1 protein-coding gene is annotated in these 427 nt (G+C 33.5%); it reads left to right on the plus strand.

The window, feature by feature from the left end; all coding sequences use genetic code 11:
- Window positions 1-427 (plus strand): serine hydrolase domain-containing protein (locus Q1A01_RS23720; protein WP_299686066.1); only part of this gene is annotated, 427 nt, incomplete at both ends.

Here is a 427-nt window from a genome sequence, read left to right on the forward strand (position 1 = left end):
GTGTAAATGACCCAATAACAAATTATATTCCTGAACTTTTAGAACGAGATTCAAGCTTCAAAAAAATAACCATCAAAGATTTATTAGAAATGCGCTCTGGACTTGCATACAATACAAGTCTTATACCTTTTACCAACATTCATTCTCCTTTGCACGACGAAGCAGTTGGATACTATCATCCCAATGTTCGAAAGCTGTTACTTGAGAATGTAGAAATTTCATCCGAACCGGGAAAAGATTTTCAATATTCTAATTACAATACAAGCTATTTAGGATTGATTCTTGAAAGAGCCACCAGTTTAACTGTTTCCAATTATCTGGAACAAAAATTATGGTCAAAAATAATGGAATATGATGCGCTTTTTTCTATAGATAGTGAAGAGTCTAATTTTGAATATATGCCAAGTCGTTTGATTGCCCGAGCGAT

The sequence above is a fragment of the uncultured Dokdonia sp. genome (genome assembly GCF_947492815.1).
Classification (GTDB): domain Bacteria; phylum Bacteroidota; class Bacteroidia; order Flavobacteriales; family Flavobacteriaceae; genus Dokdonia.